General features: G+C 67.6%; 20 protein-coding genes and 2 tRNA genes. 4 read left to right on the top strand and 18 right to left on the bottom strand.

The window, feature by feature from the left end:
- Nucleotides 1-34: 34 nt before the first annotated feature.
- Nucleotides 35-505, bottom strand: coding sequence for a 30S ribosomal protein S7 (gene rpsG / locus ACLF6P_RS21910; RefSeq protein ID WP_003974303.1), 471 nt, complete (start codon nucleotides 503-505; stop codon nucleotides 35-37).
- A gap of 2 nt (nucleotides 506-507) precedes the next feature.
- Nucleotides 508-879 carry a 30S ribosomal protein S12 gene (gene rpsL / locus ACLF6P_RS21905; protein WP_003948652.1) on the bottom strand — a complete coding sequence of 124 codons (372 nt, stop codon included), beginning with the start codon at nucleotides 877-879 and terminating at the stop codon, nucleotides 508-510.
- Nucleotides 880-1,283: 404 nt separating this feature from the next.
- Here rpsL and ACLF6P_RS21900 point away from each other — a divergent pair, with 404 nt between their 5' ends.
- The gene (locus tag ACLF6P_RS21900; RefSeq protein ID WP_415952343.1) at nucleotides 1,284-1,541 is read left to right on the top strand and encodes a hypothetical protein; all 258 of its coding nucleotides are present in this window, start codon (nucleotides 1,284-1,286) and stop codon (nucleotides 1,539-1,541) included.
- Nucleotides 1,542-1,634: 93 nt separating this feature from the next.
- Here the strand turns inward: ACLF6P_RS21900 and ACLF6P_RS21895 are convergent, their stop codons facing one another.
- The 10 genes from ACLF6P_RS21895 to ACLF6P_RS21850 form a co-directional block, all read right to left on the bottom strand.
- Complete coding sequence (locus ACLF6P_RS21895; RefSeq protein ID WP_415952342.1) at nucleotides 1,635-5,534, bottom strand: DNA-directed RNA polymerase subunit beta'; 3,900 nt, start codon at nucleotides 5,532-5,534, stop codon at nucleotides 1,635-1,637.
- A gap of 103 nt (nucleotides 5,535-5,637) precedes the next feature.
- The gene (rpoB, locus tag ACLF6P_RS21890; protein WP_415952341.1) at nucleotides 5,638-9,123 is read right to left on the bottom strand and encodes a DNA-directed RNA polymerase subunit beta; all 3,486 of its coding nucleotides are present in this window, start codon (nucleotides 9,121-9,123) and stop codon (nucleotides 5,638-5,640) included.
- A 604-nt stretch (nucleotides 9,124-9,727) separates the two neighbouring features.
- On the bottom strand, nucleotides 9,728-10,117 hold the full coding sequence (rplL, locus tag ACLF6P_RS21885) for a 50S ribosomal protein L7/L12 (protein ID WP_415952340.1): 390 nt from the start codon (nucleotides 10,115-10,117) through the stop codon (nucleotides 9,728-9,730).
- 114 nt (nucleotides 10,118-10,231) lie between these two features.
- Nucleotides 10,232-10,762 (bottom strand): 50S ribosomal protein L10, encoded by a 531-nt coding sequence (rplJ, locus tag ACLF6P_RS21880; protein WP_415952339.1) that lies wholly within the window; start codon nucleotides 10,760-10,762, stop codon nucleotides 10,232-10,234.
- Between the two features lie 388 nt (nucleotides 10,763-11,150).
- The gene (locus tag ACLF6P_RS21875) at nucleotides 11,151-12,095 is read right to left on the bottom strand and encodes an SCO4651 family lipoprotein (RefSeq protein WP_415952338.1); all 945 of its coding nucleotides are present in this window, start codon (nucleotides 12,093-12,095) and stop codon (nucleotides 11,151-11,153) included.
- Nucleotides 12,096-12,240: 145 nt separating this feature from the next.
- Nucleotides 12,241-12,969, bottom strand: a complete 729-nt coding sequence (rplA, locus tag ACLF6P_RS21870; protein ID WP_415952337.1) for a 50S ribosomal protein L1 — start codon at nucleotides 12,967-12,969, stop codon at nucleotides 12,241-12,243.
- 107 nt (nucleotides 12,970-13,076) lie between these two features.
- A complete protein-coding gene (rplK, locus tag ACLF6P_RS21865) occupies nucleotides 13,077-13,511 on the bottom strand; it encodes a 50S ribosomal protein L11 (RefSeq protein ID WP_395572004.1) in 435 nt (144 codons plus the stop codon).
- A gap of 193 nt (nucleotides 13,512-13,704) precedes the next feature.
- Nucleotides 13,705-14,574: a transcription termination/antitermination protein NusG gene (gene nusG / locus ACLF6P_RS21860; RefSeq protein WP_415952336.1), complete on the bottom strand. Its 870-nt coding sequence runs from the start codon at nucleotides 14,572-14,574 to the stop codon at nucleotides 13,705-13,707.
- Nucleotides 14,575-14,657: 83 nt separating this feature from the next.
- Nucleotides 14,658-14,951, bottom strand: coding sequence for a preprotein translocase subunit SecE (gene secE, locus ACLF6P_RS21855; protein WP_415952335.1), 294 nt, complete (start codon nucleotides 14,949-14,951; stop codon nucleotides 14,658-14,660).
- A gap of 108 nt (nucleotides 14,952-15,059) precedes the next feature.
- Nucleotides 15,060-15,132 (bottom strand) — tRNA-Trp (locus ACLF6P_RS21850).
- A 248-nt stretch (nucleotides 15,133-15,380) separates the two neighbouring features.
- Between ACLF6P_RS21850 and ACLF6P_RS21845 the strand changes: the two genes are divergently transcribed.
- Complete coding sequence (locus ACLF6P_RS21845) at nucleotides 15,381-16,607, top strand: pyridoxal phosphate-dependent aminotransferase (RefSeq protein ID WP_415952334.1); 1,227 nt, start codon at nucleotides 15,381-15,383, stop codon at nucleotides 16,605-16,607.
- 221 nt (nucleotides 16,608-16,828) lie between these two features.
- Nucleotides 16,829-17,848: an adenosine deaminase gene (locus ACLF6P_RS21840; RefSeq protein ID WP_415952333.1), complete on the top strand. Its 1,020-nt coding sequence runs from the start codon at nucleotides 16,829-16,831 to the stop codon at nucleotides 17,846-17,848.
- Here the strand turns inward: ACLF6P_RS21840 and ACLF6P_RS21835 are convergent.
- Nucleotides 17,841-18,554, bottom strand: coding sequence for a TetR/AcrR family transcriptional regulator (locus ACLF6P_RS21835; protein ID WP_415952332.1), 714 nt, complete (start codon nucleotides 18,552-18,554; stop codon nucleotides 17,841-17,843). The two genes, ACLF6P_RS21840 and ACLF6P_RS21835, sit on opposite strands and share 8 nt — an antisense overlap.
- A gap of 122 nt (nucleotides 18,555-18,676) precedes the next feature.
- On the opposite strand from ACLF6P_RS21835, the gene ACLF6P_RS21830 reads away from it, so the two are divergent.
- Nucleotides 18,677-19,318 carry an NAD(P)-dependent oxidoreductase gene (locus ACLF6P_RS21830; RefSeq protein ID WP_415952331.1) on the top strand — a complete coding sequence of 214 codons (642 nt, stop codon included), beginning with the start codon at nucleotides 18,677-18,679 and terminating at the stop codon, nucleotides 19,316-19,318.
- A 113-nt stretch (nucleotides 19,319-19,431) separates the two neighbouring features.
- Here ACLF6P_RS21830 and ACLF6P_RS21825 read toward each other — a convergent pair whose 3' ends face one another.
- From ACLF6P_RS21825 to ACLF6P_RS21805, 5 genes are all read right to left on the bottom strand, one after another.
- Entirely contained in the window at nucleotides 19,432-20,517 is a 1,086-nt protein-coding gene (locus tag ACLF6P_RS21825; protein WP_415952423.1) for a UDP-N-acetylmuramate dehydrogenase, read from the bottom strand.
- 63 nt (nucleotides 20,518-20,580) lie between these two features.
- The gene (locus ACLF6P_RS21820) at nucleotides 20,581-21,009 is read right to left on the bottom strand and encodes a MaoC family dehydratase (RefSeq protein ID WP_415952330.1); all 429 of its coding nucleotides are present in this window, start codon (nucleotides 21,007-21,009) and stop codon (nucleotides 20,581-20,583) included.
- A gap of 2 nt (nucleotides 21,010-21,011) precedes the next feature.
- On the bottom strand, nucleotides 21,012-21,464 hold the full coding sequence (locus ACLF6P_RS21815) for an FAS1-like dehydratase domain-containing protein (RefSeq protein ID WP_415952329.1): 453 nt from the start codon (nucleotides 21,462-21,464) through the stop codon (nucleotides 21,012-21,014).
- Between the two features lie 141 nt (nucleotides 21,465-21,605).
- A complete protein-coding gene (gene rpmG, locus ACLF6P_RS21810) occupies nucleotides 21,606-21,770 on the bottom strand; it encodes a 50S ribosomal protein L33 (RefSeq protein WP_003948671.1) in 165 nt (54 codons plus the stop codon).
- Nucleotides 21,771-21,861: 91 nt separating this feature from the next.
- Nucleotides 21,862-21,934: transfer RNA gene (locus ACLF6P_RS21805), tRNA-Met, on the bottom strand.
- Between the last annotated feature and the right edge of the window lie 94 nt (nucleotides 21,935-22,028).

Here is a 22,028-nt window from a genome sequence, read left to right as displayed (position 1 = left end):
CTCAGTCTTCTCTCGGTCTCGATGTGGGTTGCGACTACCAGCGGTAGTGCGCGAAGGCCTTGTTGGACTCGGCCATCTTGTGCGTGTCCTCGCGCTTCTTCACCGCGGCACCGAGGCCGTTGGAGGCGTCGAGGAGCTCGTTGAGGAGACGCTCGGTCATGGTCTTCTCGCGACGGGCGCGGGAGTAACCGACGAGCCAGCGCAGCGCGAGCGTGTTCGCACGACCCGGCTTGACCTCGATCGGCACCTGGTAGGTCGCGCCACCGACACGGCGGGACTTGACCTCGAGGGTCGGCTTGATGTTCTCGAGCGCGCGCTTCAGCGTGATGACCGGGTCGTTGCCGGTCTTCTCACGCAGACCCTCCATGGCGCCGTAGACGATGCGCTCGGCGGTGGAGCGCTTGCCGTTGAGCAGCACCTTGTTGATGAGGGAGGTCACCAGAGGAGAACCGTAGACCGGGTCGATGATGACCGGGCGCTTCGGGGCGGGGCCCTTACGAGGCATTCTTACTTCTCCTTCTTGGCGCCGTAGCGGGAACGAGCCTGCTTACGGTTCTTGACGCCCTGCGTGTCCAGGGAACCGCGGATGATCTTGTAGCGAACACCCGGCAGGTCCTTCACACGGCCACCGCGCACGAGCACGATGGAGTGCTCCTGCAGGTTGTGGCCCTCACCCGGAATGTAAGCGGTGACCTCGATGCCGGAGGTCAGGCGAACACGCGCGACCTTCCGCAGCGCCGAGTTCGGCTTCTTCGGGGTGGTGGTGAAGACACGCGTGCAGACGCCACGACGCTGGGGCGAACCCTCGAGCGCGGGCGTCTTGTTCTTCTCGACCTTGTCCTGCCGGCCCTTACGGACCAGCTGCTGGATCGTAGGCACTACTTCTCCGGTTTCTGTGTGCCGTCATAAAGCTAACCTGGAACGCCCCCGACCCACGCGGTCGGGTGTGTCGCACGCTGCAGGCTCCTGCCGTAGGGCGAGAAGGGGCGCAGATTGCGGTGTGGCCCTGAAAGAGGCCCGTCGCACGGACAGAGGCACGCGCGCGAGCCAGAGCACACCCCAGGCACAAGGTCTGAGCGTACCTATCGCATCCACTCCGGTCAAAACAACTGCCCACGCGCAGGCACAACGGCCTGTCCGCGCGACGGCCGCGACGCCCCCGGACTGCCGGAAACCGGCAAGGAAGTCGGTACGAACACGGCCTCCCGCCCACCTGATACCCGACCGCTCCCGCACGGCATGCTGCACCCAAGCTGTCCGGCAGTCGAACGGGAGGCGACATCGTGACCAGCAAAGACCTCAACACCGGCCTGACCGACCTGGATGTCTCGGTCCGGCTCACCATCCTCGAATACGGGACCGTGCTCGCCGAGTACGAGGCGGCCGGGCGGCCGGACGCGCCTGCCGGAGTACGGAGGAACTACCTCCTGGCACGCGAGGTCCTCGAGCTCGCCCACCTGGCTCCGGCCGGCGAGGTGGCCTCACTGCTCACCGTCGGCGTACAGGCCCTGCGGCGGGTCCGGCTGGGCCTGCTGCCGTAGCGCCCGCCCCGAGGGGCGCGCCCGGACGACGCCGAAGGGCGCCCACCCCGCACGAGACGGGGTGGGCGCCCTTTCGTTCAGACGGCGTGCGCCTTACTGGTTGTACGGACCGTAGTCGTAGTCCTCCAGCGGGACGGCCTGGCCGGAGCCGGAGCCGAACGGCGAGTAGTCGATGTCGTCGTAGCCGACGGCCGAGTACATCGCGGCCTTGGCCTCCTCGGTGGGCTCCACCCGGATGTTGCGGTAGCGGGACAGGCCCGTACCGGCCGGGATGAGCTTACCGATGATGACGTTCTCCTTGAGGCCGATGAGGCTGTCGGACTTGGCGTTGATCGCCGCATCCGTCAGGACTCGGGTCGTCTCCTGGAAGGAGGCGGCCGACAGCCAGGACTCCGTCGCCAGCGAGGCCTTGGTGATACCCATCAGCTGCGGACGGCCGGAGGCGGGGTGACCGCCCTCGGTGACCACACGACGGTTCTCGCCCTCGAACTTCGAACGCTCGACCAGCTCGCCCGGCAGCAGCTCCGCATCGCCGGACTCGATGATCGTCACACGGCGCAGCATCTGCCGGATGATGATCTCGATGTGCTTGTCGTGGATCGACACACCCTGCGAGTTGTAGACCTTCTGGACCTCGCCGACCAGGTGCACCTGCACCGCACGCTGGCCGAGGATGCGCAGCACGTCGTGCGGGTTGGTGGCACCCACGGTCAGCTTCTGGCCGACCTCGACGTGGTCGCCCTCGCCCACGAGCAGACGGGAGCGCTTCGAGATCGGGAAGGCCGTCTCGTCGCTGCCGTCGTCCGGGGTGACGACGATCTTCTTGGTCTTCTCGGTCTCCTCGATGCGGACGCGGCCCGCGGCCTCGGAGATCGGGGCGACACCCTTCGGCGTACGGGCCTCGAAGAGCTCGACGACACGGGGCAGACCCTGCGTGATGTCGTCACCGGCCACACCACCGGTGTGGAAGGTACGCATCGTCAGCTGGGTACCGGGCTCACCGATGGACTGGGCGGCGATGATGCCGACCGCCTCACCGATGTCGACCAGCTTGCCGGTGGCGAGCGAACGGCCGTAGCAGAAGGCACAGGTGCCGACCGCGGACTCACAGGTCAGGACCGAGCGGGTCTTGACCTCCTCGACGCCGTGGGCGACCAGGGCGTCGATGAGTACGTCACCGAGGTCGACGTTGGCCGGCGCGATGACCTTGCCGTCGATGACAACGTCCTCGGCGAGCATGCGGGCGTACACCGAGGTCTCGACGTCCTCGGCCTTGCGCAGCACACCGGCCGCGTCCTTCTCGGCGATCCGCAGCTTCAGACCGCGGTCGGTGCCGCAGTCCTCCTCGCGGATGATGACGTCCTGCGAGACGTCCACCAGACGACGGGTCAGGTAACCCGAGTCGGCGGTACGCAGGGCGGTGTCCGCCAGACCCTTACGGGCACCGTGCGTGGAGATGAAGTACTCCAGCACGGAGAGGCCCTCACGGAAGGAGGCCTTGATCGGGCGCGGGATCGTCTCGTTCTTCGCGTTGGACACCAGGCCACGCATACCGGCGATCTGACGCATCTGCATCATGTTTCCGCGCGCGCCCGAGTTGACCATCATGAAGATCGGGTTGGTCTTCGGGAAGTTGTCGTTCATCGCCTCGGCGACCTCGTTGGTCGCCTTGGTCCAGATGGTGATGAGCTCCTGCGTGCGCTCCTGCTTGGTGATCAGGCCGCGCTCGTACTGCTTCTGGACCTTCTCGTCCTGCGCCTCGTAACCCGTGACGATGGCCTTCTTGGCCTCGGGCACGACGACGTCGGAGATGGCGACGGTGACACCGGAACGAGTCGCCCAGTAGAAGCCGGCCGCCTTCAGGTTGTCGAGCGTCGCCGCCACGATGACCTTGGGGTAGCGCTCGGCGAGGTCGTTGACGATCTCGGAGAGCTGCTTCTTGCCGACCTCGTAGTCGACGAACGGGTAGTCCTCGGGCAGCAGCTCGTTGAAGAGCGCGCGGCCCAGGGTCGTCCGCAGCCGGAAGGTGTCGCCGGGCTGGTACTCCGGCTCGCCCTCCTCGGCGACCGGCGGCTGCCAGCCACGGGGCGGGAAGGTGCCCACCGGGAAGCGGATGTCGATCTTCGACTGGAGCGAGAGCTCGCCCGCGTCGAAGGCCATGATCGCCTCGGCGACGGAGGCGAAGGGACGGCCCTCGCCCTTGACGTCACGCATGTCGCCGTCGGTGGTGAGGAAGAACAGACCCAGGACCATGTCCTGCGTCGGCATCGTCACCGGACGGCCGTCGGCGGGCTTGAGGATGTTGTTCGAGGACAGCATCAGGATGCGGGCCTCGGCCTGCGCCTCCGCGGACAGCGGCAGGTGCACGGCCATCTGGTCACCGTCGAAGTCCGCGTTGAACGCGGTGCAGACGAGCGGGTGGATCTGGATGGCCTTGCCCTCGACCAGCTGCGGCTCGAAGGCCTGGATGCCGAGGCGGTGCAGGGTGGGCGCACGGTTCAGGAGAACCGGGTGCTCGGCGATGACCTCTTCGAGGACGTCGTACACGACCGTGCGGCCGCGCTCCACCATGCGCTTGGCGCTCTTGATGTTCTGCGCGTGGTTCAGGTCGACCAGGCGCTTCATCACGAACGGCTTGAAGAGCTCCAGGGCCATGGCCTTCGGCAGACCGCACTGGTGCAGCTTCAGCTGCGGGCCGACGACGATGACGGAACGCGCCGAGTAGTCGACTCGCTTGCCGAGCAGGTTCTGACGGAAGCGGCCTTGCTTGCCCTTGAGCATGTCGGACAGCGACTTCAGCGGACGGTTGCCGGGGCCCGTGACCGGGCGGCCGCGGCGGCCGTTGTCGAAGAGCGCGTCGACGGCCTCCTGGAGCATGCGCTTCTCGTTGTTCACGATGATCTCGGGCGCACCGAGGTCGAGAAGCCGCTTCAGGCGGTTGTTGCGGTTGATGACACGGCGGTACAGGTCGTTCAGGTCGGAGGTCGCGAAGCGGCCACCGTCGAGCTGCACCATCGGACGCAGGTCCGGCGGGATGACCGGGACGCAGTCCAGGACCATGCCCTTGGGGCTGTTGTTCGTGGTGAGGAACGCGGAGACGACCTTGAGGCGCTTGAGCGCACGGGTCTTCTTCTGGCCCTTGCCGGTACGGATGATCTCGCGGAGGCGCTCGGCCTCCTCGTCGAGGTCGAAGGTCTCCAGGCGCTTCTGCAGCGCCGCGGCACCCATCGAACCGTCGAAGTACGTGCCGAAGCGGTCCCGCAGCTCGCGGTAGAGCAGCTCGTCGCCCTCCAGGTCCTGGACCTTGAGGTTCTTGAAGCGGTTCCACACCTCGTCGAGGCGGTCGATCTCGCGCTGCGCACGGTCGCGCAGCTGCTTCATCTCGCGCTCGGCACCCTCGCGCACCTTGCGGCGCACATCGGCCTTGGCACCCTCGGCCTCGAGCTCGGCCATGTCGGTCTCGAGCTTCTTGGCGCGGGCCTCGAGGTCCGCGTCACGGCGCTGCTCGATCTGCTGACGCTCGACGGAGACGTGCGCCTCCAGGGAGGGCAGGTCGCGCGTGCGGCGCTCCTCGTCCACGAACGTGATCATGTACGCGGCGAAGTAGATGACCTTTTCCAGGTCCTTCGGCGCGAGGTCGAGCAGGTATCCCAGACGCGACGGGACGCCCTTGAAGTACCAGATGTGGGTGACGGGAGCGGCAAGCTCGATGTGGCCCATCCGCTCACGGCGCACCTTGGCGCGCGTGACCTCGACGCCACAGCGCTCACAGATGATGCCCTTGAAGCGGACACGCTTGTACTTGCCGCAGTAGCACTCCCAGTCCCGGGTCGGACCGAAGATCTTCTCGCAGAAGAGTCCGTCCTTCTCGGGCTTGAGGGTGCGGTAGTTGATGGTCTCGGGCTTCTTGACCTCGCCGTGGCTCCACTGACGGATGTCGTCAGCGGTGGCCAGGCCGATCCGGAGCTCGTCGAAGAAGTTGACGTCGAGCACTATGCGTCAATCCCTCTCAGGGTTTCGTGTCTCATCAATGGTCTGTACGGGGTCCGGGGTCCCGCCACCCGGCCGCGCGGGCGGCCGGGTGGCGGGGAACCCGTCAGACCTCTTCGACGCTGCTCGGCTCGCGCCGGGACAGGTCGATACCGAGCTCTTCCGCAGCGCGGAAGACGTCCTCGTCGGTGTCGCGCATCTCGATGGACATGCCGTCCGAGGACAGCACCTCCACGTTGAGGCAGAGCGACTGCATTTCCTTGATGAGCACCTTGAAGGACTCGGGAATGCCCGGCTCGGGGATGTTCTCGCCCTTGACGATCGCCTCGTAGACCTTCACACGGCCGGTGACGTCATCGGACTTGATCGTCAGAAGCTCCTGGAGCGCGTACGCGGCGCCGTATGCCTCAAGCGCCCACACCTCCATCTCACCGAAGCGCTGACCACCGAACTGCGCCTTACCACCCAGCGGCTGCTGGGTGATCATCGAGTACGGACCGGTCGAGCGGGCGTGCAGCTTGTCGTCGACCAGGTGGTGCAGCTTCAGGATGTACATGTACCCGACCGAGATCGGGTCCGGGAACGGCTCACCGGAGCGGCCGTCGAACAGCCGCGCCTTGCCGGACGGCAGGACCAGACGGTCACCGTCGCGGTTCGGCAGGGTGTGCTCGAAGAGGCCGGCGAGCTCGTCCTCACGCGCACCGTCGAAGACCGGGGTGGCGACGTTGGTGCCCGGGGACACCTGGTCGGCCTCGATCGCCTGCAGGCGCTGCGCCCATTCGTCCGCGAGGCCGGAGACGTCCCAGCCGCGGCTGGCGAGCCAGCCGAGGTGGATCTCCAGGACCTGTCCCGGGTTCATTCGGGACGGGACACCCAGCGGGTTGAGGATGATGTCGACCGGGGTGCCGTCCTCGAGGAAGGGCATGTCCTCGATCGGGTTGATCTTGGAGATGACACCCTTGTTGCCGTGGCGGCCGGCGAGCTTGTCACCGTCGGTGATCTTGCGCTTCTGCGCCACGTAGACGCGGACCAGCTGGTTCACGCCCGGGGGCAGCTCGTCGCCCTCCTCGCGGTCGAAGACGCGGACGCCGATGACCTTGCCGGTCTCGCCGTGCGGCACCTTCAGCGAGGTGTCACGGACCTCACGGGCCTTCTCACCGAAGATCGCGCGCAGCAGGCGCTCCTCCGGCGTCAGCTCGGTCTCGCCCTTGGGCGTGACCTTGCCGACGAGGATGTCGCCGGCGACGACCTCGGCACCGATCCGGATGATGCCGCGCTCGTCGAGGTCGGCGAGGACCTCCTCGGAGACGTTCGGGATGTCCCGGGTGATCTCCTCGGGGCCGAGCTTGGTGTCACGGGCGTCGACCTCGTGCTCCTCGATGTGGATCGAGGAGAGGACGTCGTCCTGCACGAGGCGCTGCGACAGGATGATCGCGTCCTCGTAGTTGTGACCCTCCCACGGCATGAAGGCGACAAGGAGGTTCTTGCCGAGCGCCATCTCGCCGTTCTCGGTGGCGGGACCGTCGGCCAGGACCTGGCCCTCGATCACCCGGGCGCCCTCGTCGACCAGGACCTTCTGGTTGACCGAGGTGCCCTGGTTGGAGCGGGAGAACTTCGCGACGCGGTACGTGGTGTAGGTGCCGTCGTCGTTGGCGACGGTGACGTAGTCCGCGGAGACCTCCTGGACCACACCGTCCTTCTCCGCCTTGATGACGTCACCGGCGTCGACCGCGCAGCGGTACTCCATGCCGGTGCCGACGAGCGGCGCCTCGGACTTGATGAGCGGCACGGCCTGGCGCATCATGTTCGCGCCCATGAGCGCGCGGTTGGCGTCGTCGTGCTCGAGGAACGGGATCATCGCGGTCGCGACCGACACCATCTGGCGCGGCGAGACGTCCATGTAGTCGACGTCGTCACCGGGGACGTAGTCGACCTCGCCGCCACGGCGGCGGACCAGGACGCGGTTCTCGACGAAGCGCAGGTCGTCACCGAGGGGCGCGTTGGCCTGGGCGATGACGAAACGGTCTTCCTCGTCGGCCGTCAGGTAGTCGACGTCGTCGGTGACGACACCCTCGACGACCTTGCGGTACGGCGTCTCGATGAAACCGAACGGGTTGATGCGGCCGTACGAGGCGAGCGAGCCGATCAGACCGATGTTCGGGCCTTCGGGCGTCTCGATCGGGCACATGCGGCCGTAGTGCGAGGGGTGCACGTCTCGCACCTCGAAGCCGGCCCGCTCACGGGAGAGACCACCCGGGCCCAGGGCGTTCAGACGACGCTTGTGCGTCAGCCCCGAGAGCGGGTTGTTCTGGTCCATGAACTGGGACAGCTGCGACGTACCGAAGAACTCCTTGATCGACGCCACCACGGGGCGGATGTTGATCAGGGTCTGCGGGGTGATCGCCTCGACGTCCTGCGTGGTCATGCGCTCGCGCACCACGCGCTCCATACGGGCGAGACCCGTACGGACCTGGTTCTGGATGAGCTCACCGACGTTGCGGATGCGGCGGTTGCCGAAGTGGTCGATGTCGTCGGTCTCGACGACGATCTCCCGGCCCGACTCGCTGACCGTCTCGGTCTCACCGGCGTGCAGCTTCACCAGGTACTTGATGGTGGCGATGACGTCGTCGGTGGTGAGCACGCCGGCGTCGAGGGGCTCCTCGGCGCCGAGCTTCTTGTTCACCTTGTAGCGTCCGACCTTCGCGAGGTCGTAGCGCTTCGGGTTGAAGTAGAGGTTCTCGAGCAGCGTCTGCGCGGCCTCACGCGTGGGCGGCTCGCCCGGGCGCAGCTTGCGGTAGATGTCGAGGAGCGCGTCGTCCTGGCCCTGGGTGTGGTCCTTCTCCAGGGTGGCGCGCATCGACTCGTACTGGCCGAACTCCTCGAGGATCTGCTCGGTGGTCCAGCCGAGCGCCTTGAGCAGGACGGTGACCGACTGCTTGCGCTTGCGGTCGATACGGACACCGACCATGTCGCGCTTGTCGATCTCCATCTCCAGCCAGGCACCCCGGGACGGGATGATCTTGGCGGAGAAGATGTCCTTGTCGGACGTCTTGTCGATGGAGGAGTCGAAGTAGACACCCGGCGAGCGGACGAGCTGCGAGACCACGACACGCTCGGTGCCGTTGATCACGAAGGTGCCCTTGTTGGTCATGAGCGGGAAGTCGCCCATGAAGACCGTCTGCGACTTGATCTCGCCGGTCTCGTTGTTGGTGAACTCGGCGGTGACGAAGAGCGGGGCCGCGTACGTGAAGTCGCGCTCCTTGCACTCGTCGATCGAGTTCTTCGGGGGCTCGAAGCGGTGGTCGCGGAAGGTCAGCGACATCGACCCGGAGAAGTCCTCGATCGGCGAGATCTCCTCGAAGATCTCCTCCAGACCGGACTTGGTGGGGACGTCGTGACCTGACTCCAGAGCCTCTTCGACCCGACTCTGCCAAGCGGTGTTGCCGAGCAGCCAGTCAAAGCTCTCGGTCTGCAGCGCGAGCAGGTTCGGAACCTCGAGGGGCTCCTTGATCTTTGCAAAGGAGATGCGCAGCGGGGCGGTGCTTGCGCCGTTGTTCGTAATCGCGGTCGAGGCAGTGCGCGAGGCGGCCAAGAGGGGGTCCTTCCGAGGGCTCGGACTCACTACGCGCGTACCGGTCCCAAGCTGAACGTGTCGACGAGAAACCCCAGGTCGGATGTGGGACCGGGGAAGGTCGGCGGACGATGCTCAAGCGTGGGCATGCCCCTGGTGACGGGCAGGAGGCAGCTAACAGGCAGCGCAAAGGGTCAGTGTAGCCACAAGGCCCACTGATGTCCAGTGCGGGTTGTGCCTCGACCCACGAACACCTCGTCATGCTGCTGTTGTGGCGCCCCCGGCAGACCCCTCACCGGTGGACGCATAACCACACTGCCCAGTTCGTCTTCGATCCATGCCTCGGATCCGGATCGATGTGACGACGCGTCCTGAGAATTGCGCGCTGCGTGCGGTTCGTCAAGGCCCCCCGTCCCGTGGAGATCGTCACCCGGGGGCCGCAGAAGGCCTGGGAGGGCGCAACGAAGATCACCATACTCGGCCACACCCACGACGCAAGGCAGCCGTCCCAGCGATCCACGAGAACGCCGAAGGGCGACCACCCGTATGGGTGATCGCCCTTCAGTGTCTGCGCGTTACAGCCCGGGGGCCGTTTCACGCGAACGAGTCAGCGGACTCGCAGAGGTCACTTGACCTCGACGGAGGCGCCGGCGCCCTCGAGGGCCTCCTTGGCCTTGTCCGCGGCGTCCTTGGCGACCTTCTCGAGGACCGGCTTCGGGGTGCCGTCGACGAGGTCCTTGGCCTCCTTCAGACCCAGCGAGGTCAGCTCACGCACGACCTTGATGACCTGGATCTTCTTGTCGCCGGCGCCGGTCAGGATGACGTCGAACTCGTCCTGCTCCGGGGCAGCCTCGGCGCCACCGGCGGCGGCACCACCGGCGGCGACGGCCACGGCGGCCGGGGCGGCGGCGGTGACGTCGAACTTCTCCTCGAAGGCCTTCACGAACTCGGAGAGCTCGATGAGGGTCATCTCTTCGAACTGCGCGAGCAGGTCGTCCTGGGACAGCTTCGCCATGATGGGCGTCCTTCCACTAATTCGGCTGGTGCCGGAGTTACATGAGTGGCGGGCGTACGTTCGGGCCCGCTTCGACCCTCGCCCTCACGGGCTCAGGTCATGACGCGAGCCGAATTACTCGGCACCGCCCTGCTCGGCCTGCTTGGCGCGAAGCGCTTCCGCGGTGCGGACGAACTTCGACGGGAGCGCCTGGAAGAGCGCGGCAGTCTGCGACTGCTTGCCCTTCATGGCACCCGCCAGCTTGGAGAGCAGAACCTCGCGGGACTCGAGGTCCGCAAGCTTCTTGATCTCGTCGGCGGACAGGCCCTTGCCGTCAAGGACACCGCCCTTGATGACGAGAGCGGGGTTTTCCTTGGCGAAGTCACGCAGACCCTTCGCCGCCTCGACCGGGTCACCGGTGACGAAGGCAACGGCCGTCGAGCCCTTGAGGTGCTCGTCCAGCGCGGAGATCCCGGCCTCCTGGGCCGCGATCTTGGTCAGCGTGTTCTTCACCACTCGGTACTGAGCGTTCTCGCCGAGAGAACGACGCAGCTGCTTGAGCTGCGCCACGCTGAGTCCGGTGTACGAGGTGACAACAGCGCCGTTGGAGTCGCGCAGCTTGCGCGCGACCTCCTCGACAGCTGCGACCTTGTCGGACGTCGCCATGAGCCTCGGCCTCCTTCCGGGGTGATGATCCTCGACTGGCCTGCCGGTCAGTCGTGTTTCGCCGGACCGCCTGAATCAGGCACGAGGAGAAGGGGGCTCTGCACAAACGGGTCTGTACAAAACAAAACGCCCCTGCGCAGGCGCACGGGGCGTGAACTCGACCGGGCGGAACCGTCCGGGAGTGCATTCCACAGTCACCTGCGCGGGTCGTCCGCGATTGCGGATCCTTCGGCCGCCGCACCCCCTTGCGGGCGCACAGCAACGACCAGCGGTCTTTGGCTTCTGTGGAAGAGTACGGGAAGGGATGCCCGCGGAGCAAATCGGGCCGGAAGCACCCCAGGGGCGCGCCCGGCCCGATCGCGGCGAAGGGCCTGTACGGCAGGGGCCGTCAGCCCTCCAGGCCGCCTTCCTCGCCCAGCTTCTCCAGCTCCTCGATCATCTTCATGAAGTCGAAGGTCTCGGAGGCCGGCGGGGTCACGACCTCGGCCTTGGCCCCGTAGTCGGAGAACGTCTGGGTGATCTCGACGGCGCCCTGCGGGGTGTCCATCTTGACGTCCATCTTCACCGGGTAGCCGTCCTTGTCGACCCACACCTCGGTGTCGTAGCCCTCGATGCCGGACTGCTCCATGCCCGCCAGGAGCTGCTCGCGCTCCTCGCCCTCCAGGAAGTCGAAGGACTTGTTGGAGTCCAGCATCTCCTTGACGGTGAGCTTGCCCTTGTAGTGGTCGGCCTTCTGGCCGGCCACCTTCTCGCTGCCGAGGTGCTCGAGGTTCCCGGACTCCAGGAGCAAGGCCATCTGCTGGGCCGGGTCCTGGTTCATGTTCTCCATGCTGCCCGTCAGAGCCTTCAGCATCTGCGGGTCACCGCCCTCTTCGGCCGCCTTCTCGGCGATGGCACCGAAGTCCATCTTCATCCAGCGCTTGCCGTCCATCTCGGCCGACATCGACGTGCCCATGTCCATGTACATGACGCTGTCCCGCATGATCATGCGGACCTGCTCGGGAGCGTCCGGGTCCCCGGCCGTCAGCGCTGAGCCCGACATCGTCATGTCCATCACGGTCGGGTTCCAGCCCATGACCCCGGACATCTTCATGGTGCCGCCGCCGTCCAGGGCGGCCGGCGTCTTCATGGTCATCTCGACCTTGGCGGACTTCGCCTCGACGGTCTTCTCGTACGCGGCCGTCAGCGCCTCGACCGCGCTCGCCTGCGACATGGCCTTCGGGGCCGTGTCGGCGGCCTTGCCGGCCGCCTTGTCCGATCCCTGGCAGCCTGCGACGGCGACCAGCGCGGCCGCCGATACGGCGGCAAGACCGATGCGCTTGAACCTACTCACTGTGGACCCCCCACTTGTGCATGTGTACCGACCGTCAAGATAACCGAGACCTGTGACAGCCAGAAACGCGATTGCCCGGCACCAGCAGCTCCGAAGAACTGCCGGTGCCGGGCAATCGACCAGCCTGTGAGCCGAGGAATCAGGCTCAGACCGCGGCCGGGTCCTCCTCGACGAGGAGGTTGCGGGTGCGGTTCGGGTCGACCGGAATGCCGGGGCCCATCGTGGTGGTGATGGCGGCCTTCTTGATGTAGCGACCCTTGGCGGCGGACGGCTTCAGACGGAGGATCTCCTCCAGGGCCGCGCCGTAGTTCTCCACCAGCTTGGTGTCGTCGAAGGACACCTTGCCGATGATGAAGTGCAGGTTCGCGTGCTTGTCGACACGGAACTCGATCTTGCCGCCCTTGATCTCGTTGACCGCCTTGGCGACGTCGGGCGTCACGGTGCCGGTCTTCGGGTTGGGCATGAGACCACGCGGGCCGAGGACGCGGCCGAGGCGGCCGACCTTGCCCATGAGGTCCGGGGTGGCGACGACGGCGTCGAACTCGTTGAGGCGGTTGCCCTTCGAGATCTCGTCGATGAGCTCGTCGGAGCCGACGATGTCGGCGCCGGCGGCTTCCGCAGCCGCAGCACGGTCACCGGTCGCGAAGACCAGGACCCGGGCGGTCTTGCCGGTGCCGTGCGGGAGGTTAACGGTGCCGCGGACCATCTGGTCGGCCTTGCGCGGGTCGACGCCCAGGCGGAAGGCGACCTCGACGGTGCCGTCGAACTTCGTCGCGGAGGTCTCCTGGGCGAGACGGATCGCCTCGAGCGGGGCGTAGAGCTTGTCCCGGTCGACCTTGGCGTCCGCAGCGCGGAGAGTCTTGCTGCGCTTCACATCTACTCCTGAGGTTCAGGTTTGGAGTTCGTGGTGCGGACCAGCGCCTGGTCCTACCACTTGAGGTACACGGGGTCGTCTCTACGACGCCCGCGCGGGGGTGAGGTTCAGCCCTCGACCGTGACGCCCATGGAACGGGCGGTGCCAGCGATGATCTTGGACGCGGCGTCCAGGTCGTTGGCGTTCAGGTCGGGCATCTTGGTCTCGGCGATCTCGCGGACCTGCGCCTGGGTGATCTTGGCGACCTTGGTCTTGTGCGGCTCGCCCGAGCCCTTCTCGACACCGGCGGCCTTGAGGATCATCTTCGCGGCCGGCGGAGTCTTGGTGATGAAGGTGAAGGAACGGTCCTCGTAGACCGTGATCTCCACCGGGATCACCCAGCCACGCTGCGACTCGGTCGCGGCGTTGTAGGCCTTGCAGAACTCCATGATGTTGACGCCGTGCTGACCCAGCGCGGGGCCGACCGGCGGAGCCGGGTTGGCGGCACCGGCCTGGATCTGGAGCTTGATCAGCCCCGTGACCTTCTTCTTCTTGGGAGGCATTGCTCTCTCCGGGTCCTAGTGAGAGTGAACTGCCTTCATCCGATCGACCGGATGGAGGCATACCGCACAACGATAACGGGTATCCATGTGCGGCTAAAAACCGAGCAGGTCAGACCGGCTTCGAGGGCCCGTCTGACCTGTTCGGAAGCTTGCTGTCCAGAAGTCCGGAAGCAGCCCTGCTGAGCGCCGGGAGCTAGTTCTTCTGGATCTGGTCGAAGCTCAGCTCGACCGGGGTCTCGCGGCCGAAGATCTCGACGAGGCCCTTGACCTTCTTCGAGTCGGCGTTGATCTCGTTGATGGTCGCCTGCAGCGTGGCGAACGGGCCGTCGGTGACGGTGACCGAGTCGCCGACCTCGAAGTCGAGCACCTGGACCTCGACCTTGCGGGCCGGAGCCGGCTTGCCCTCGGCCTCGGCGGCCTCGCGGGCGGCCTTCTCCTCGGCCTCCGGGGCGAGCATCTTGACGATCTCGTCCAGGGTCAGCGGGTACGGGTCGTAGGCGTTGCCGACGAAGCCGGTGACGCCCGGGGTGTTGCGGACGACACCCCAGGACTCGTTGGTCAGGTCCATGCGGACGAGCACGTAACCGGGCAGCTTGTTCTGCCGGATCGTCTTGCGCTCGCCGTTCTTGATCTGCGCGACCTCTTCCTGCGGCACCTCGGCCTGGAAGATGAAGTCCTCGACGTTCAGCGAGACGGCACGCTGTTCGAGGTTGGTCTTCACGCGGTTCTCGTAACCGGCGTACGTGTGGATCACGTACCACTCGCCGGGCAGCACGCGCAGTTCGTCGCGCAGCGCGGCGATCGGGTCGACGGGCTCGGCGGGCTCCTCGTCGGCTTCCTCGGTCTCGGTCTCGGTCCCGGCCTCGGCGCTCTCGTCGGAAGCGGTCTCCTCGGAGGCCTCGCCCTCGACGTGCATCGCGGCCTCTTCGGCCGACTCGCCCGCAGCGGCGTCGGCAGCCTCCGCCTGGTCCGGGTCCACGGAGTCCGCCGCCTCGACGATGTCGAGCTGGTCCTTGACGGACTCGATCGACTCGCTGGCGTCGTTCAGGTTCGGGTCAGACACGGTGGCTGCTTCTTCCTGGCTACATATGGGGGTGGAACGCGCGAAAGGGACGCCGGGGGTAACGGCGCCCTTCTCGCTGACTGCTAACCGAAGACGTACTTGACCGCTTCGGCGAAGCCATAGTCAATCACGGTCACAAAGCCGATCATGATGACAACGAAGACAATCACCACTGTGGTGTATGTCGTCAGCTGACTGCGAGTCGGCCAGACGACCTTGCGGAGCTCCGCGATGATCTGGCGGTAGAAGAGCGCGAGCCGGGCCAGAGGGCCCTTCTTGCCGCGCTTGCCGCCCTTGCGGGCTTTGCGGTCCTTCTTGGACTCGGTCGCCTCGTCCGGGGCATCAGGCGTGTCGATGGAGCCCACGGCGTCCGTCACTCAATCTCACCTGGTTCCGGGTCGTGGCCGTGCCGCGCCCGGTTGAGCCGCACGGCGGTGCTTTTGCAGTACGTACATGCGCACACATCCTGGCGATGGAGTGTGTAGCAGGGCCGGAGGGACTTGAACCCCCAACCGCCGGTTTTGGAGACCGGTGCTCTACCAATTGAGCTACGACCCTTTGATTTCCCCCAACGTACCGCATCCTCACGGGTACACGTTGTGCGTGCTGTGAGTGCGGCCGGTGAAGGCCAACGAGGCATGAGTGTACGTGCTCCGGGCCGTGGCGTCGAACAGATACCTGTCCGGACCTCGCCGGACAGGTGTTCCCACGCCCCTCGGACACCCGTCCGAGGCCCCGTCCGGCCCGCCGTCCGCTCTGCGGAACTCGTGTGCCCGCGCTCGCGCCGGTCTGGAACGATGGGGCGCATGAGCGCTGCAACCTCTCCCACCGAACGCCGTATCTCCCGCCGGATCGGAGCGATCTCCGAGTCCGCCACCCTCGCCGTCGACGCCAAGGCCAAGGCCCTCAAGGCCGCTGGACGGCCGGTGATCGGCTTCGGCGCGGGCGAGCCGGACTTCCCGACCCCGGACTACATCGTCGAAGCCGCCGTCGAGGCCTGCAAGAACCCGAAGTACCACCGGTACACCCCGGCCGGCGGCCTCCCCGAGCTCAAGGCCGCGATCGCCGCGAAGACGCTGCGCGACTCGGGCTACGAGGTCGAGGCCGCCAACGTGCTCGTCACCAACGGGGGCAAGCAGGCCATCTACGAGGCCTTCGCCACCATCCTCGACCCGGGGGACGAGGTCATCGTCCCCACCCCGTACTGGACCACCTACCCCGAGTCGATCCAGCTCGCGGGCGGTGTCCCGGTCTACGTGACCGCCGACGAGACCACCGGCTACCGGGTCTCCGTCGAGCAGCTCGAAGCGGCCGTGACCGAGAACACGAAGGTGCTGCTCTTCGTCTCCCCCTCCAACCCGACCGGCGCCGTCTACACCCGCGCCCAGGTCGAGGAGATCGGCCGCTGGGCCGCCGCCAAGGGCCTGTGGGTCCTGACCGACGAGATCTACGAGCACCTCGTGTACGGCGACGCGGAGTTCACCTCACTGCCGGTGGTCGTGCCCGAGCTGCGCGACAAGTGCATCATCGTCAACGGTGTGGCCAAGACGTACGCCATGACCGGCTGGCGCGTGGGCTGGGTCGTCGGCCCGAAGGACGTGGTCAAGGCCGCCGCCAACCTGCAGTCGCACGCCACGTCCAACGTCTCCAACGTCGCGCAGGCCGCCGCCATCGCCGCCGTCTCCGGTGACCTGACGGCCGTCGCCGAGATGCGGACCGCCTTCGACCGCCGCCGCCAGACCATCGTGCGCATGCTCAACGAGATCGACGGCGTCGTCTGCCCCGAGCCCGAGGGCGCCTTCTACGCCTACCCCTCGGTCAAGGGCCTGCTCGGCAAGGAGATCCGCGGCAAGCGCCCGGAGACCACCGTGGAGCTCGCCGCCCTGATCCTCGACGAGGTCGAGGTCGCGGTGGTGCCGGGCGAGGCCTTCGGCACGCCGGGCTACCTGCGGCTCTCGTACGCGCTGGGCGACGAGGACCTGGTCGAGGGCGTCTCGCGGATCCAGAAGCTGCTTGCCGAGGCCAAGGCCTGACACGATGCGGCGCACAAGCGGGCCTCCGGAAAGTCCCGGGGGCCCGCTTGTGCGTTCAGGCACGCGCTCGTTCGGTGAACTCGGCTGCCTGGGCCAAGATCTCTACGGCAGGATCTTGGGGTGACTCCGCCCCGATGGGGCTTCTCATGCATCGCATGACGGACAAGCCCTGTCCGGCACCTTTTCGGCACGGAACAGAGCCTAGCGACTACGGAGCGTAGATGGATATGGTTCGCGACATCCGACAACTGCCGAAGGCCCATCTGCACCTGCACTTCACCGGCTCGATGCGGCCCACGACCCTGCTCGAACTGGCCGACAAATACGGGGTGCACCTCCCGGAGGCACTGACCGGCGGGGAACCGCCGAAGCTGCGGGCCACCGACGAGCGCGGCTGGTTCCGCTTCCAGCGGCTCTACGACATGGCCCGGTCCTGTCTCCGTGCCCCCGAGGACATCCAGCGGCTGGTCAGGGAGGCCGCCCAGGAGGATCTGGCCGACGGCTCGGGATGGCTGGAGATCCAGGTCGACCCCACCTCGTACGCCCCCCGGCTCGGCGGTCTGATCCCAGCCCTGGAGATCATCCTCGACGCGGTGGACACGGCCTCACGCGAGACCGGGCTCGGGATGCGCGTCCTGGTCGCCGCGAACCGGATGAAGCACCCGCTCGACGCGCGCACCCTTGCCCGCCTGGCGGTGCGGTACGCGGACCGCGGCATCATCGGCTTCGGCCTCTCCAACGACGAACGCCGCGGCATGGCCCGCGACTTCGACCGGGCCTTCGCGATCGCGCGCGAGGGCGGCCTGCTCGCCGCGCCGCACGGTGGTGAGCTCACCGGACCCCCTTCCGTGCGGGACTGCCTGGACGATCTGGGTGCCGCCCGGATCGGGCACGGGGTGCGCGCGGCCGAGGACCCGCGGCTGTTGACGCGGCTCGCGGAGCGCGGGGTGACCTGCGAGGTCTGCCCCTCGTCGAATGTCGCGCTCGGCGTCTACGACAAGCACGAGGACGTACCGCTCAGGACGCTCTACGAGGCCGGCGTCCCGATGGCGCTCGGCGCCGACGACCCCCTGCTCTTCGGCTCACGGCTGGCCGCACAGTACGAGGTGGCCCGCGAGCACCACGGCTTCACGGACGCGGAACTGGCCGAGCTGGCCCGCCAGTCGGTGCGGGCCTCGGCCGCGCCCGAGGAGGTGCGGAAGCGGCTGCTGGCCGGGGTGGACACGTGGCTGGCTAGCTGAGACCGCCGGTGGGGGCGGTTCCGGGGTCGGGGGCGGCCTCGCGGGCCGGTGCGGCTTCGCGGGCCGGTGCGGCCTCGCGGGCCGGTGCGGCCTCGCGGGCCGGTGCGGCTTCGGCGTCCGTGGCGATTCCGGCAAGCAGCGTACGTACGAGGTCGCGGGCGAAGCGGTCGGCCGGCGGGGGCGGGAACGGGCCCGCCGCGTCGTAGGCGAAGGCCCGCTGCGCGCAGGCCCCGAGAAGCAGGGACGCGGCGGCCTGCGGGTCGGCGCCGCCGATGCGGCCCGCCGACTGCTCCGCGCGCAGATACGCCGCGAGGCCGAGGATCGGCATGTGCGGGCCGGTGCCCATCTCGCGCATGGACGCGTCATGGCGGGTCTTCAGCTGGGGCTCGGCGTAGAGCGAGGCGGCGATCGGGAAGCTCTGCTCGTAGAACAGCGCCGCTTCCCGCGCGATCCGGACAAGGTTCTCCTCGACCGTGGCCCCGGTGGGGTTCGTGGTGAGCTCCTCCAGGAGCGGAGTGAGGCGGGGCAGGCGCTCCTTGAGGACGGTGACGAACAGGTCCTCCTTGCTGCTGAAGTGCTTGTAGAGCGCGGCCTCCGAGCAGCCCGCCTCCTTCGCGATCGCCTTGGTGGTGGCCCGCGCCAGGCCGATGCTGAGCATCAGGCCATGGGCGGCGTCGAGGATGCGGGCTCTGGTCGGCTTCTGCACGAAGGCTCCTGGACGGGCTTGACGCGTGAGTGAGTGCTTACCCACTCTAGGGGTGAGTGAATACTCACCCACCGGGTGGAGGTCCACGGGTGAGCCTCCACCCGTCCGAGGAGGGACACACGATGAAGCTCACGGTTTTCGGTGCGACCGGCGGGATCGGCAGGGAGATCGTCCGGCAGGCGCTGGCGGCGGGCCACGAGGTGACGGCGGTGGTACGGGATCCGGCGCGGCTGTCCGTACAGGGCGAGCGCCTGGAGGTGTTCCGCTCCGATCTGTCCGATGCCGAGGAGTTGCGGGCGGCCGTGGCCGGACGGGACGCGGTGCTGTCCGGTCTGGGCGCGCGCGGCCTCAAGGACGCGCGCGAAGGGATCGCGGCGCGGCTGACTCGGCCGGTCCTGCGGGCGATGGAGGCCGAGGGGGTACGTCGGCTGCTCGTGGTCAGCGCGGCACCGCTCGCCCCGGCGCCCGCGCGGCGGGAACCGCTGGCGGACCGGGTGATGCTGGGGATGGTCGGCCGGCTGCTCAAGCCTGTCTACGACGATCTGCGCGCGATGGAGGACGAACTGGCCCGCAGCGCGACCGACTGGACCTCGGTACGGCCGCCGCGCCTCCAGGACAAGCCGCTGAGGGGGGTCTACCGACGCGAGACCGGGGGCAATCCGCGCAGCGCCCGGTTCATCGGGCGCGCGGATGTGGCGCACGCGATGCTGGCGATGGTGGAGGAGCCGGGGTCGGTGAAGCAGGGCGTCGGGGTGGCGTATTAGGACCTGCCTTTACCTGCCTTGACCTGCCTTGAACTGCCTTGCCCTCTATTTTCCTGCCTTTCGCCCCCTCTTGTCGCCCGAAGGGCGGTCGGGGTCGAGGTCGGGGACGGGGCCTACAGGGCCACACCCACCATGACCGGCTCGTTGACGAGCGTGATTCCGAACGTCTCGTGGACGCCCGCGACCACCTCGCGGGCGAGCGCGAGAAGGTCCTCCGTCGTGGCCGCGCCCCGGTTGGTGAGCGCGAGGGTGTGCTTGGTGGAGATGCGGGCCGGGCCCGTGCCGTAGCCCTTCGTGAAGCCCGACTTGTCGATCAGCCAGGCGGCGGAGGTCTTCGTCCGGCCCTCGCCCGCCGGGTACGCGGGCGCGGTGGCCTCGGGGCCGAGGCGGTCGCGGACGCGCCCGAGGAAGGCCTCGTACTCCCCGTCCGTGAGGATCGGGTTGGTGAAGAAGGAGCCCGCGGACCAGGTGTCGTGGTCCTCCGGGTCGAGCACCATGCCCTTGCCCGAGCGCAGCTTGAGCACCGTCTCTCGGGCCCGCTCCAGCGGAACCCGGTCACCGGCCTCGACGCCGAGGGCGCGGGCGGTCTCCGCGTACTTGATGGGCGCGCTCAGCCCGTCCGCGTCCTCCAGCTCGAAGCGGACGCGCAGCACGACATAGCGGTCCGGGTCGGCCTTGAAGCGGCTGTGGCGGTAGGCGAAGGCGCATTCGGCGTTCGTGAGCGTGACGGTCTCGCCCGCGGCACGGTCGTACGCGATCACCTCGGTGATCGTGCGGGAGACCTCCTGCCCGTACGCCCCCACGTTCTGGATCGGGGTGGCGCCCGCCGAGCCGGGGATGCCGGCCAGGCATTCGATGCCCGCGAGGCCGGCCTCGACGGTGCGGGCCACCGCGTCGGTCCAGGTCTCGCCGGCCGCCAACTCCAGCCTCGTACCGTCGAGGTCGAAGCCGCGGGTGGCGATCCTGAGGGCCGTACCGGCGAAGCCCTCGTCGGCGACGATCAGGTTGGAGCCGCCGCCGACGACGAGCAGCTCGGTGCCCGCGGCATCGGCCGCGCGCACGGCTTCGACCACCTCGGCATCGGTGGTCGCGGTGATCAGCCGGGCGGCCGGGCCGCCGAGGCGGAAGGTGGTCAGCGGGGCGAGCGGGGCTTCGTGGAGTTCCTGCACGCGCTCAAGGGTACGGTCCGGGGCGGACAGCTCCCGGACCGTACCCGTGTGCGTTCGCGCTCTTTCCGCTCAGCCCGGCCGCACGACTTCCACTCAGCCCAGCCGCACGACCGCCCGGGACATCCCGAGCACCTTCTGGCCGGCGCTCGTCGCCACCAGGTCCACGCGGACCCGGTTGTCGTCGAGCTTGGCCGCGACCTTCGCACTGACCTCGATCTCGGCGCCCTTGTCGTCATTCGGCACGACGACCGGCTTGGTGAAGCGCACGCCGTATTCGACGACCGCGCCCGGGTCGCCGGTCCAGTCGGTGACGACGCGGATCGCCTCGGCCATCGTGAACATGCCGTGCGCGATGACGTCGGGCAGGCCGACCTCGCGGGCGAACTTCTCGTTCCAGTGGATCGGGTTGAAATCCCCGGAGGCGCCCGCGTACCGCACGAGTGTGGCGCGTGTCACGGGGAAGGTCTGCGGCGGCAGTTCCGTGCCGACCTCGACGTCTGCAAAAGAGATCTTCGCGGTCATCGTCACTCTCCGTCCGCCGCGCGCGCCACGAGCTTGATCCAGGTGGTCACGACGTGCTCGCCGGCCTCGTCGTGAACTTCGCCACGGATGTCCATGATGTCGTTGCCCGCCATCGACCGGATCGCCTCGATCGTCGAGGTGACGCTGAGGCGGTCGCCCGCGCGTACGGGACGGGTGTACGCGAACTTCTGGTCGCCGTGCACCACCCGGCTGTAGTCCAGGCCGAGCTGCGGGTCCTCGATGACCTGGCCCGCCGCCTTGAACGTGATGGCGAACACGAAGGTCGGCGGCGCGATCACATCGCTGTGCCCGTACGCCTTGGCGGCCTCCGGGTCGGTATAGGCGGGATTCGCGTCGCCGACGGCCTCGGCGAACTCGCGGATCTTCTCCCGGCCGACCTCGTAGGGATCGGTGGGCGGGTAGGTCCGCCCGACGAAGGACTGGTCGAGCGCCATGGGCTCGGCACCTCCTGGAACCTGGAACAACAGACGGGGACGTACCGAAGGGGACGTCGGGACGTACTGCCGGGTTCGTCCGGCAGAAACGACGCGAGGCCGCCCCCAAGTGAATGGGGACGGCCTCGCGTACGAGCCTTTTTATCGCGTCTCGCGGTGCGCGGTGTGCGCGTTGCAACGCGGGCAGTGCTTCTTCATCTCAAGACGGTCCGGGTTGTTGCGCCGGTTCTTCTTGGTGATGTAGTTCCGCTCCTTGCACTCCACGCAGGCCAGCGTGATCTTCGGGCGGACGTCGGTGGCAGCCACTGGAGTGCTCCTACTTGGACGAACGGATGGACGATTAACGCATAGAAGAGTAGCCGACCGGAGGACCGACCCCACAATCGGCTACTGTCAGTAGCGGTGACCGGACTTGAACCGGTGACACAGCGATTATGAGCCGCTTGCTCTACCGACTGAGCTACACCGCTGAGATGCAGTCCACTTACGTGGTTTGCACCAGAGCCCCAATGCGGAATCGAACCGCAGACCTTCTCCTTACCATGGAGACGCTCTACCGACTGA

The sequence above is a fragment of the Streptomyces lothianensis genome (assembly GCF_047779955.1).
Classification (GTDB): domain Bacteria; phylum Actinomycetota; class Actinomycetes; order Streptomycetales; family Streptomycetaceae; genus Streptomyces.
This window is presented reverse-complemented; position numbering and strand designations above follow the sequence as displayed.

Coding starts and splice junctions, on each gene's coding strand:
- rpsG (WP_003974303.1), bottom strand. CDS start 505: ATGCCTCGTAAGGGCCCCGCCCCGAAGCGCCCGGTCATCATCGACCCG.
- rplL (WP_415952340.1), bottom strand. CDS start 10,117: ATGGCGAAGCTGTCCCAGGACGACCTGCTCGCGCAGTTCGAAGAGATG.
- rplJ (WP_415952339.1), bottom strand. CDS start 10,762: ATGGCGACGTCCGACAAGGTCGCAGCTGTCGAGGAGGTCGCGCGCAAG.
- rplK (WP_395572004.1), bottom strand. CDS start 13,511: ATGCCTCCCAAGAAGAAGAAGGTCACGGGGCTGATCAAGCTCCAGATC.
- ACLF6P_RS21845 (WP_415952334.1), top strand. CDS start 15,381: ATGAGCGCTGCAACCTCTCCCACCGAACGCCGTATCTCCCGCCGGATC.
- ACLF6P_RS21840 (WP_415952333.1), top strand. CDS start 16,829: ATGGATATGGTTCGCGACATCCGACAACTGCCGAAGGCCCATCTGCAC.
- ACLF6P_RS21830 (WP_415952331.1), top strand. CDS start 18,677: ATGAAGCTCACGGTTTTCGGTGCGACCGGCGGGATCGGCAGGGAGATC.
- ACLF6P_RS21820 (WP_415952330.1), bottom strand. CDS start 21,009: ATGACCGCGAAGATCTCTTTTGCAGACGTCGAGGTCGGCACGGAACTG.
- ACLF6P_RS21815 (WP_415952329.1), bottom strand. CDS start 21,464: ATGGCGCTCGACCAGTCCTTCGTCGGGCGGACCTACCCGCCCACCGAT.